At 45.5% G+C, this 11,711-nt stretch carries 8 protein-coding genes and 1 pseudogene; 4 read left to right on the top strand and 5 right to left on the bottom strand.

Annotated elements, in window-relative coordinates:
• Positions 1-40: 40 nt before the first annotated feature.
• The gene (locus LYZ37_RS15980) at positions 41-1,444 is read right to left on the bottom strand and encodes a PTS fructose transporter subunit IIC (protein WP_004744127.1); all 1,404 of its coding nucleotides are present in this window, start codon (positions 1,442-1,444) and stop codon (positions 41-43) included.
• A gap of 176 nt (positions 1,445-1,620) precedes the next feature.
• Here LYZ37_RS15980 and LYZ37_RS15975 point away from each other — a divergent pair, with 176 nt between their 5' ends.
• Entirely contained in the window at positions 1,621-2,268 is a 648-nt protein-coding gene (locus tag LYZ37_RS15975) for a MurR/RpiR family transcriptional regulator (RefSeq protein WP_004744128.1), read from the top strand.
• Positions 2,269-2,435: 167 nt separating this feature from the next.
• Here LYZ37_RS15975 and manA read toward each other — a convergent pair whose 3' ends face one another.
• From manA to LYZ37_RS15960, 3 genes and pseudogenes are all read right to left on the bottom strand, one after another.
• Positions 2,436-3,623 carry a mannose-6-phosphate isomerase, class I gene (manA, locus tag LYZ37_RS15970; RefSeq protein WP_272787889.1) on the bottom strand — a complete coding sequence of 396 codons (1,188 nt, stop codon included), beginning with the start codon at positions 3,621-3,623 and terminating at the stop codon, positions 2,436-2,438.
• A 189-nt stretch (positions 3,624-3,812) separates the two neighbouring features.
• The gene (gene mngB, locus LYZ37_RS15965; protein WP_272787888.1) at positions 3,813-6,452 is read right to left on the bottom strand and encodes a mannosylglycerate hydrolase; all 2,640 of its coding nucleotides are present in this window, start codon (positions 6,450-6,452) and stop codon (positions 3,813-3,815) included.
• 145 nt (positions 6,453-6,597) lie between these two features.
• Positions 6,598-7,068, bottom strand: a pseudogene (locus tag LYZ37_RS15960) (fructose PTS transporter subunit IIA); the annotation flags it as partial.
• A gap of 271 nt (positions 7,069-7,339) precedes the next feature.
• Between LYZ37_RS15960 and LYZ37_RS15955 the strand changes: the two are divergent.
• The 3 genes from LYZ37_RS15955 (at position 7,340) to LYZ37_RS15945 (ending at position 10,829) form a co-directional block, all read left to right on the top strand.
• Positions 7,340-8,062 carry a GntR family transcriptional regulator gene (locus LYZ37_RS15955; protein WP_272787887.1) on the top strand — a complete coding sequence of 241 codons (723 nt, stop codon included), beginning with the start codon at positions 7,340-7,342 and terminating at the stop codon, positions 8,060-8,062.
• Between the two features lie 238 nt (positions 8,063-8,300).
• The gene (locus LYZ37_RS15950; protein WP_272787886.1) at positions 8,301-9,926 is read left to right on the top strand and encodes a PTS fructose transporter subunit IIC; all 1,626 of its coding nucleotides are present in this window, start codon (positions 8,301-8,303) and stop codon (positions 9,924-9,926) included.
• Positions 9,927-10,109: 183 nt separating this feature from the next.
• The gene (locus tag LYZ37_RS15945; RefSeq protein WP_272787885.1) at positions 10,110-10,829 is read left to right on the top strand and encodes a GntR family transcriptional regulator; all 720 of its coding nucleotides are present in this window, start codon (positions 10,110-10,112) and stop codon (positions 10,827-10,829) included.
• 28 nt (positions 10,830-10,857) lie between these two features.
• On the opposite strand, the gene LYZ37_RS15940 is transcribed toward LYZ37_RS15945, so the two are convergent.
• The gene (locus tag LYZ37_RS15940; protein WP_272787884.1) at positions 10,858-11,706 is read right to left on the bottom strand and encodes a DMT family transporter; all 849 of its coding nucleotides are present in this window, start codon (positions 11,704-11,706) and stop codon (positions 10,858-10,860) included.
• Between the last annotated feature and the right edge of the window lie 5 nt (positions 11,707-11,711).

The raw sequence follows: 11,711 nt of genomic DNA, 5'->3' as shown, positions 1-11,711 counted from the left end.
CTTGATAGTTTGGGGAGGCGAGCCTCCCCGTTAGACGTGTTTAGGCTTTTGCGTGGTCAGGTTTAGTGCACAGCAATAGAGCTATAGCGATAAACATAGAACCCGCGATAACAGAAATGGTGTAGCTGATTGGGTCAGAAGATAGGAACCATCCCCAAACGGCAGGTAGTGGTAGGCTTTGCCATACGTTGAGAACGACAGCCAATTGCGTACCGATAATTGAACCCAGAATCATGATTGGAATCATCTTCGGATTTTTCAGAATGAATGGAATCGCACCTTCTGAGATACCGATTAGGCCCAGCATCAGAGAAGTTTTACCGACCGTGCGCTCTTCACTTGAGAATACTGGTTTGCGGAACTTGCCATCAAGCAGCGCCGCGATACCCACACCGATTGGTGGAATAACGATACCCAACTCACGAGCAATCAGGTCAAACCCTTCCCCCATGCCATTCAAACCAAGCGCAACCGAACCTGCTGCTTTGTTGATTGGACCACCTAAGTCAAAGGCTGTACCTGCGGCAATTACCATTGAGTAGATCCCGCGCCCAGCATCACCGGCTTGAGTAAACAGGTCGATCATCGCAAGGTTTACAGCGCCAAAGAATGGGTTAATCGCGTACTCCATAGTAAGCACCATCACGACACCCGTCACCGCCGGGACAAGTAGCATGGTCTTGAGTGTGGTCAGTTCGGTTTTCACCTTAATTACATCATTAAGGTAGCGAACCAGATAACCCACAAGGAAACCAATCGCAATCGCACCAAAGAAGCCAGATGGGGCCCAGCCTTCTAAATCAAAGAAACGCTTATAAGGTTCATCGGTCATCAAGCCGCCGATAAAGGCAGGGATCAGCGCTGGTTTGCCAGCAATCGAGTACGCTAGGTAACCCGCAAAGATTGGATACATAAACTTGATGGTCATGAAACCAAGTTTATCTAGGGTTTGGATAGGGGTACCTGAGATATCAATGAACTCACCAGTGATTTTCGCCACCGCCATCAGAAGACCACCCAGTACCACGACTGGCAGCATGTAGCTGATACCCGTCATGATATGGCCGATTGCGACTTGGTAAGCAGAGCGCTTTTCATCATGCACTTCTACACCCCCATCTGATTTCTCTTTGCCGCGCAAAAATACGGTTGGAAGCAAATCATCAACGCGTTTAATCAGCTCTTGAGTGCGAACCTGAAGTGGATTAGCGTTATCAAAACGCTCCATGTCCATAATAGGTACATCAACCGCCAGAACAACGCCGTCTGCGGTTGCAATATCATGAGCAGTGAGTTTGTTTTTAACACCATCACTTCCCTGCGTTTCGACCTTCACTTCATAGCCTTGCTTTTCAGCCCAGGCTTTGATTTTTTTAGCCGCCATAAAGGTGTGTGCAATGCCGGTAGGGCAAGCGGTCACTGCAACGAGTTTTTTCTTACTCATGGTTGTTCACCGTTATACTTATCAACTGCGGCAAGTATATTTAGCGGTGATGTATCAAGGTACAGTTTCCTCGTACAACCCATGTATGACGATACTTTTGTGATAACTATCAAGGTAATTTCCCGCATTTTAACGCCTAATAATAACCATTCTGTTATTAAGTCTTAGTGTAAGCGATGAATACCTTTAAAGGGATCGAACGAGTCATATATGAGTACCTGATCAGCCACGCCAAAGAGCTAGATTCAGTCTCAGCCAAGACGATAGCCAACAAGGCCTTGACCACAACAACATCGGTAAATCGGGTGTGTAAAAAGATGGGCTATGCGAGCTACACTGAGCTCAGATACAAACTCGCCGACGACCTGAATAAAGATGTCGCACCAACAACTCAGGGAGATGACCAAGCGCAGCGAGTCGACAAGATAGCTCAGTCGCTGATTCACTCTCCGGTGGTCTATCTATATTCTCGTGGGGCATCAATTGTAAGCGTTTCGTATTTGTCGCGTTTTCTTTCCCTCGCTAACATTCCTCACTTAGTCATTACCGATATTCACCAGTTAGCTCGCGCAGAATCAGGAACCGTCATCCTAATTAGTAAATCAGGAGAGACTCAAGCTGTGGTCGATATGGCCCACAATGCAAAGCGCAAAGGATTAAAGGTTTTTGCAATAAGTCATTTAGGCTCAACATTGGCAGGCATAGCAGGTATCAACCTCGACTTGGAAGAACAGGTCGATGGTATCTCTCCATATCATCGAGAATCTCAAATCCATATCTTAGAGCTAGTCGATTTGATCGGACGAGAGCTGTTAGCGGGTTAGTTCTTTTTCAAGCAAAAATAAAACCCGCCTGATACAGCGGGCATGGTCAAACCTTTTTGTCAGCTCACAAACAGTTAACGACCATTAAAACCAATACTGAGCCCAGAAGAAAGCTAGTAGTCGCTGAGCTCCGACATTTCATTTTGCATATAACTAGCACGGGGGCACTAATTGTACGCACGAGCCAAAATGCCGTTCCCTTGATATTGGTAAAGATTAGAATTATTACTGACAAACAGTGACTCGCCCGGTTTAAGCGTCAATTGCTGACCTTCAGAAGTAATGGTGACTTCGCCCTCTACACAAAATAGAATCTCGGCGCTGCGCAGATATTGGCTCTTGCTCTCATCAGTGGCGGTTAGAATGTCGAATCCAAAGTCATCAACCGGAATTGGATAACTCATCTTGCCTTCTCTTGGCACAGGCGCTAAGCGAATATGTTCAGGCTTAATCGGCTCAAACTTGGTGTTATCAATCAGTTCAGCAACATCAATGTATTTAGGCGTTAATCCCGCTCGCAATACATTGTCTGAGTTTGCCATGATCTCTAACCCAGTCCCCTGCACGTAGGCATGTGGAATTTCCGCATACAAGAACATTGCTTCACCAGGTGCTAATTCAACCGTGTTTAGCATCAGTGGTGAGAATAAACCTATGTCTCCAGGATAATGCTGGTTAAACTCAGCACTGTATTGCATGGCTTCGCGACCCATCATGGTTTTGGCTGGTCGATTATGTGCCGCTTCTAACTCAGCCAACGCCACCTCTTTTCGCTCACCTTCAAGTGACATAATCGTGGTAAAGAACTCTTGTAACGCTGCGCTATCAGCATGTTTTTCAAGATCAGTAACTTCTTGAGCCAGGCTCGGTATGTTCGCCTCTTTAAACAGGGCAACAATATCCGCAATGGGACGAAAGCCGTTCATCGCTTTGTAAAAAGTTAACGCATACACCAACTCAGGCTTATGGTTAGGATCTTTATAGTTTCGGTGAGCAGCATCTAGCGGAATCCCTTGTTGGTTTTCTCGCTCAAAGCCCCGCTGAGCTTTCTGCTTGTTTGGATGCACTTGGATAGAAAGCGGCGTTTCTGCTGCGAGCACTTTAAACAAAAATGGCAGCTCGCCAAAACGTGATGCCGTATAGCCACCTAAGACATCCATCTTGTTGTGCTCAATCACGTCTGAAAGCGGCTCACCCGTTTCACCCAGCTTAGAGCAGCCGTTGGGATGAGCCCCCATCCAGATCTCGGCCTGCGGTTGATGATCTGGATTGTTGATACCAAACAGTTCATGAATGGAATCTCGGCTACCCCATGCGTAATTTTGGATAACGTTATCAAGCTTAAACAGAGACATAATCTTTCTCTCTCAAATCTATGTGTTGACCTTAAATATCGAGCCAACCTTGCTTACCAACCGCCCAACCCTTGATTTCGAGATGAGCGAATCCCGCCTTCATCACCGCTAGTTAGTGGAAGATGCTATGGGAATAATTTGTTGTTAGTAGCTCGGCCCTCTAATCGCAAGGGCCGAGCGGTCTTTGGCTTAGAACTTCACTTGGAATGATTTAGCCTGACACGCTTTAAGTGCACCAAAGCTCTGGCTAGCGACTTCAGTATCACGTACTCGCTCATCCATACTGGTCTCTTGCCATGAAGTGATACTCCTAGTAAAAGCGACGCTATCTTCAATTTCACCAGTTTCAGCCGGGTTGTAGACACGTAGGATCAATGCGTCTTGATCTTCCGCTTTCTTCAGTACGCTAAGCACCGCGCCTTTCTGCGTTTTCGCAAGAAGCGAGTAAGTTAACGGCTTGTCTTGCTCACCGACGTTTAGCTTCATAGCGTTGTACGGGATCTTGTTGTAACACTCGATTGGCGTTACATAGTCTCGTGCTTGAGCCATGACGTTGGCCTCGATATGGTTGCCAGCAAAGCCAAGTAGGCTAAACTCACACACTAACTTGCCACGCGTTTGTGAATCTGGGGTCGGGATCTTAATCCCTGACGGACGTCCTGGGCGCAACAACAACTCTTCTTTACCTAGAACCCCTACCCCACGCAGCAGAGTAAGGGCAAAGGTATCGCGTTCTTCATTGCCTTGGCTTGATATTACTTCAAACTCGCGCAGACCATTTGTCATCAATGCCAAGCCACCTGTCTGATTCTCAACAGCAGCAAAGTTCATCAGCTGATACACTGGCACTGGCGCTTCTTTCCAACCTTCTTGCTCCCATACTTCCATTGCAGGATCGTTAGTTGGTCGAGTTATAAGGCCAAACTGGTTATCAGCAACTACGCTTTCAGACACAAATGGCGTTGGGATAAGCACGCGTACACGATGGTCATCAGCTTGGTTGTCTAGCTCCATACGAACTTCGATACGGCGTGAACCTGCTTTCAGTACCACTTGGCAATCGACATCGACATAGCCGTTTTGTCCTGTGCGCTCTTCGCGCTCTTGCAGATTAGCTGGTACATCCATACGTAGTTTGATGCTAGCGACAGATTGGAAACCTTGGTGTTTGATATCGGTTTCGACTTTGAACTCATCGGAGTAAAGCAGCCACTCTTTGCGAGATGGCGAGTAGTCGTATTCATCACCATCATCTGAGCCATCTTCAACTTTCAGCACTTGGTCATAAGTCATCTCGGTCTGTTTATCCAAGATGGTTAGGGTACCGTTGTCGTTCACTTTGACGGTATAGAACTCGTTCTCTAGCAGGTAATCTTTCTGCTCGGCAATTTTCTGCGTGCCTTTCTCGTTGCCCTGGATATGCAAAGTGGTAAAGCCCATCGCAGGTACAGCTTGTTTAATCTGAATATCGTACTCAATAAACGGGTCATAGTTACCGTAGTGGACGATCTGGCGGTCGATCTTGCCTGGGTCGATCACTCGCTGATCTTGGATGAAGTACTCAACTGGGTTGCCGTTATCATCGAAGATGTTGAACTGCTCTGCACGAATAGTAATGGTGGTGTTGATCACCTCTTCACGTTCGTATGGCGATAGGTTAAAGAAAGCTAGCTTGTCACAGCCTTCACGAGCTGGCATGTGATCAACGATTTTACGCTTGTAGAAGGTGATCAGATTGCTCGCCATATCGTCGGCTAGGATGTAACGGTTAAGGATTTCCGCATGCACCTTGTCTGAACAGCAGCAACCAATTGAGTCGTGGGCATGGTTCTTCATGCTCTCTTTCCACATTTTCTCAATCAAACCGTGGTGATATTCAAAACCAAGCGACCAAGCGATAGAAGCAAGCGGTTCTAGGATGTTGACGATCTTGTTCTCTACCTGAGCGTGGATCAGCTTGATATCCATACGAGTTGACGAAATTGTACGGTGCACACGCATGTATTTGCCATCGTTAAACTCGCCTTTTACTGTGTCTAATTGATCGCGTTCTTGCTTGATGCGGTCGAACACCTCTTCAAAGCGGCTCATCACAAACTCACGTTCTGGGTAAACCTCACGTAGCTTGTCCATCACCTCGAAGATATCTTTTTGAATTGGCATCTGATCGTGACCATTCGGCAGCAGGATATCTTTAGTCACTGACGGTCTTTCTAACACCGGGAAGTATTTGTCGAGGCGAGCACGCAACCCTTCTTCATCTTGAGGTAGGTACTTACCAATCGCATATCCAAGAGGCAGTACTTGTGCAGCCACTTCTGAACCATCATTAGATTGCCATAAGAACTCAGTTTTGTTGGTACCGTGGCGCTCAGAGCAACCACGCCAGAACATCGCTGTATCGATGCCAAAACCGTTATAGATCATTGGCAACTGTGAGCTCATTGAGAACGAGTCTGGCAAGTAACCAATTTTCATTGGTTCACCTAACTCTAGACAATCGCGTAGACCGTACAACATGTTACGAACGATTGACTCACCACCAACCTGCATAGTGTCAGTTTGAGAGTACCAAGGACCGACAATAAGTTTGCCGGCTTGAACTAGGTCACGTACACGCTCTTTATTTTCGGGCTTGATAGCAAAGTAGTCTTCAAGGACAGCGGTCTGACCATCAAGTACATAGTATTTGTATTCTGGATCGCTCTCCAGACGTTGCATGATCTCTTCCATGTTGTTCACTAGAAGAATACGAGACTCTTCAGTGGTGAAGTACCATTCACGATCCCAGTGCATGTGTGGGGTAATATGAACGCGTGATTTAGTCATTGTTTTGTACCTGTAAAGACTGTGCTGTGCGACTTAAATGAGTAATGGCTTTTGAGTAAACGCTGAGTTATCCAAATAACTTTGAAGCAATAGAGCCAAACAACCCTTTCTTCTCTTCAACTACTGGTGCAGGTTCTTCGGCTGCCTGTTCAATTTGCTCTTCCTCATCGCTAAGAAGTGCAAAAATTTGTTCTACCGTAGTCGCGCTAAGTACCGCTTCACGAACTTCATCATCAATCAAAGTACTTGTCAGCTCGGTCAGCAGTTGCATGTGTGTAGAGCCCGCTTCAGCATTAGGAATTGCAATTAGGAAGATCAGATTTACATCCTCTTCTTCATCAATGCCCTGCCATTTCAAATCTTGTTTTAGGGTTGCAACTGCAAATGCTGCTTCTTTTACTGCGTCGGTTTTGCCATGTGGAACGGCAAGGCCTTCACCTAGCGCCGTTGCACCATGCTCTTCACGGGTAAACACAGCTTTTAAATATTCTTCTTTGTCGTGCAACTTGCCCTGTTGGTCGAGCTGCTCAGCGAGTGCTTCAATTGCTGCGTCACGGCTTTCAAACGTCGTTTGTAGATTAATCAGTGATGAGTTAGTAAGCGTTGTAAGGTTCATAGTTTTAGCCCCGTGTTCACGTTCTTTTGGGTTATCTGTTTATACGCCAACAATAATACCAATCAAATACAAATAAACCGTGACATAGATCTCGAAAATATCACAATATGTATTGAATTGGAGTTATAAAACCATATTTGTATTCTTTTTGTTTATTAATCTGGGTTAAATTCGTATTATCCAAGTCAAAAGTCACACACTAAGACCTGTTAGAGCGGTTCTACAGGTTAATACGCAAGAGGCTATCTAGGATATGACGACAAGATTACCCATGTACCGACAAATCGCTGATGCCATTAGAGATAAGATTAGCACCGGTATTTACAAGGTCGGTGAAGCACTACCTACAGAGGCACAACTACGCGAAGAGTTCTCTGTCAGCCGCGTCACTATACGCCAAGCGCTTAAGCTTCTAATCGAACAAGAAGAGCTAGAAAGTATTCAAGGTAGTGGCACCTATGTAAAAGAGAGCAAAATAAACTACAACATCTACCAACAGAGCAGCTTTGCTGAGAAGTGGGCTCATTTGCAGGGAGTAACGCACAGCGATGTCTTGTCTTTCGAGGTACAAGCAGCCTCATTAACGCTGGCAGAACACTTGGAAGTCAATGAAGGCGAGCGCCTTTTCTACATCAAGAGAGTACGTTTCCTAGACGAGACCGCCATTACGGTTGAAGAGACTTGGATGCCAACGACTATGTTCCCGGACCTCAGTTACCAAGTGATGCAAGGTTCTAAATATGACTACATCGAAAAGCAAAAGAAGATGGTTATAGATAGAAGTGAGCAAGAAATCATGCCCGTTCTTCCACCAAGTGACGTGGCGGTATTGCTTGGTATCAATCCTACGGAACCCGTTATAGAAAAGCGCACTCGCGGATACCTAGAAAATGACACCATCTTCGAGTACAGCCGAAACTATTTCACAACCAACAACTATAAATTTACCCTCACCTCTAAGCGTCATAGGGCGAATACAAGCTATTCTATTTAAATAGGGGTTTATTATTATTAAATGTCGTCGTGTATCTAATTCATATATATTTCAGTACTATAGCGTTGCAAGATAATTTTGTATTACTTTCATATCAAAACAAAAAAAACAAATTAAATACAAATAATACAACTTGTGAGAGTTATCACAGATGATTAAAACAAATTAGGTAAGAATATAATCATTGAGTGACCTATTTGTCGCTCAAATGACGAGAGACGACGCAAAGGAACATCAGATGAAAATCTTAGCGATTACAGCATGTACGGCCGGTGTAGCGCACACCTACATGGCGGCTAAAAATTTAGAAAAGAAAGCAGCCGCGCGCGGTTGGGAAATAAAAGTCGAGAAGCAAGGTGCGAATGGCCTTGATGGAAAACTAACCGCGCAAGATGTCATGGAAGCCGATGGCATTATCTACGCTGTTGACGTAGGCGTAATTGAAGCTGAGCGCTTCGAGGGCCTAACATCTGTACAAGGTAAGGTTAAAGATGGCATCAAAGCCGCTGATGAAATGCTTGATGCACTAGAAGAGAAGGTCAAAGCAGGTGGCTCAAAAGCGAAAACAACCACGACAGCCAACAAGTTTGCCGAGAAGGAAGAGAGCAACGACAATATGATCGCCAGCTTCTTAAAACTTTGGTACAAAGGAGCTCTTTCAGGCGTATCTCACATCATTCCTCTTGTTATTATCGGTGGTCTTTGCGTAGGTCTTCTAAACCTATTCTTCGGCTACGATTACACCCACCTTTATGATGAAGCGATACTGGTTGAATACACGGGTAAAACATACGCAGACCTAGGCATTATTAACGCTGCTGAAGGGTTAGCAAACAGTGAAATTGGTGCGATTAAAAAAGAAGTCTATGCCGCTATTGCGCAGCCCGAAGCAAAAGCGCAGTTTGAGTCTTCGTTCCAAGGCATTATTCACTTCTTATACTACAGTACGTTAAAAGCCTTTAACCCACTGTTAATCTGTGTGCTTGCGGCATTCACGGCTTACGGTATGGTGGGTAAACCTGGTCTAGCTCCCGGTTTCGTTGGCGGTTTCGTCGCTGTTGGTGGCGGATTCGGTAAGATCTCTGTGGTGACTGGCGGCTTCCTAGGTGGCTTAGTAGCCGGTGCAGCAGCAGCCTTGTTCGTTATGCTTGTCCGCCAGATCAAAGTGCCGAAGGTACTAGAGTCAGTAAAGATGATTATCATCACACCTCTACTCGCGGGTATTGCAACGCTAATCTTTATGTATGCAGGCCCTGGTAAGTTCTTTGCGATGCTAAACAGTGGTTTGGTTGATTGGCTAACGTCAATGGGTACAAACAACCTACTGATTCTTGGTTTCATTCTTGGTGCTATGGCTTGTTTCGATATGGGTGGCCCGGTAAACAAAGCCGCTTACCTATTCTGTATCGGTGTCGGTACAAGTGGCGACTTCGCTGGTGATGCATCAATCTTCTACGCAGCCTTTACTGCTGCGAAATGTATTCCAGGTATGTCACTAGGTATTATGTCTGTGGTATTCAAACGTTTCTTCGACGAAGAAGATCGCTTGGCAGGTCCATCAACTGCTATCTTAGGTTTCTGTGGTATCACTGAAGGCGCTATTCCTTACGCTGTAAAAGATCCAATGCGTATCATCCCAGCACATATGATTGGTGGTGGTGTAGCGGCTGCGTTAATTCTATCTTCTAAGATTACGATTGGTACCGTAGCTGGCGGCGCAGTGTTCATGCTACCGGTTATCGGTAACCCTGTGGCTTGGCTTACTTACTTCGTCATCGGTATTGCAGTGTCAATGGCACTAACCATCGGATTAAAAGTTATAGGAAACCAAAAAGAAAAGAAGTTAGCTGAAGCGAAAGCTTAACTCACCCTCACTTAGTATGCTCCAAAACTCCAAGTCTCCCCCGCTTGGAGTTTTTTTGTATTATCAGCTCACTCACTCAACAACCATTTCTTGTATTCAGTGCTTTAATTCGTATCATTAAGCCTCTAGAGGTGATCACAAGTCGTTGTCACCTGTCTCTTTTGTATTATTTTCGAGGTTTACATGGCAAGACTGCCCCTGTATCGCAAAATAGCTGACGCCATTCGAGAAAAAATCAGCAGTAAGATTTACAAGGTAGGTGAGGCGCTGCCAACAGAAGCTCAACTGTGCGAAGAGTTTTCTGCCAGCCGAGTAACCGTTCGCCAGGCGCTCAAGCTACTGATCGAAAATGAAGAGCTAGAGAGCATTCAAGGTAGCGGCACCTACGTTAAAGAGAATAAGGTTAACTACGATATCTACCAACAAAGTAGCTTTGCGGAAAAATGGGCTCATTTAGGTGGGATAACTCATAGCGATGTGATTGCCTTTGAAATTCAATCTGCCTCGTTAACACTAGCCGAACACTTAAACATCAACGAAGGCGCTCGAATTTTCTACGTAAAACGCGTTCGTTTTGTCGATGACAACCCAATCACCGTTGAAGAAACATGGATGCCGGTCGACATGTTCCCGGATCTTACCTATCAAGTGATGCAAGGCTCGAAATATGATTATATTGAGAAGCAAAAAAAACTGGTGATAGATAGAAGTGAGCAAGAAATCGTGCCAATCCTACCAGCTGACGATGTTGCTGAGTTGCTAGGCATTAGCCCTGCTGACCCGATCATTGAAAAGCGCACTCGCAGCTACCTACACGATGACACTGTATTCGAATATAGTCGCAACTGCTTTAAATCTAGTGACTATAAATTCACTTTGGTCGCCAAAAGACGTAAATCGTAAACTGAGCCCTCTAAGGGCTCTTTTTGTATTACTGCACTTTAGACTTAGCAACGAATATCAGCGCAATGCCTCCAAGAACTAATAGGCAAGACAGTACTGATATTGGCGTTATCGACTCACCTAGCCCTATACTTCCTGCGGCAAAGGCAATCACAGGCACCGCTAACTGAGAGACAGACGCCTGAAGAACTGAGATGTGCTTTACAACTTGATACCATAAGATGTAGCCAAAGCCGGAAGCAAAAACGCCCGACAGTAACGCCCACAAAACGCCATCAGTTGTGATAGTTTCAATCGACACAAGTAGTGGGCTGGCAGCAAAAGCAAGCACACTTGCGAGTATAAACCCTTGGGTAATAGACACTGAAGCAACGCTATTTTGGCGCCCTAACAGAGTGAAAATACCCCAACAGACGCCAGAAACGAGCATTAGAACAGCGGCACTCAAACTCGGAGCCTCTGCCGACGGTAGCATTAAAATAGTAAAGCCAGATAGAGCCACCCCAATACCTAGCATCTCTTTCGCACTTAAGCGATTACCAGAAACAACGTGAAACACCACTAAGGTCAGCTGCACCATACCAAACAGAATCAAAGCGCCGGTTCCCGTACTCAGCTGGGTATAAGCATACGAAAAACAAACTGCATAACCAAAAAGAGAGATGCCTGACCACCAGCTGTGTTTATCAGTAAAGAAGCGATAGCTCATATGGCCACGCCAACTTTGAATAAGCAGCAGTGTAGTCGCACCAAAAACCAGTCGTAGCCAAGTGAAAGAACCCGGATCGATAGCGTGATTCGCCAATGCTAAGCGACAAAAAAATGAGTTGGCAGCGAAGGCAATTAGCGCGACGACAAGTAGTGAAATAGTGTGCATGACTC

Source organism: Vibrio tubiashii (assembly GCF_028551255.1).
In the GTDB taxonomy this organism is placed as follows: Bacteria; Pseudomonadota; Gammaproteobacteria; order Enterobacterales; family Vibrionaceae; genus Vibrio; species Vibrio tubiashii_B.
Note: the sequence above shows the minus strand (reverse complement) of the source record. Positions and strands in the feature narration are given on the sequence as shown.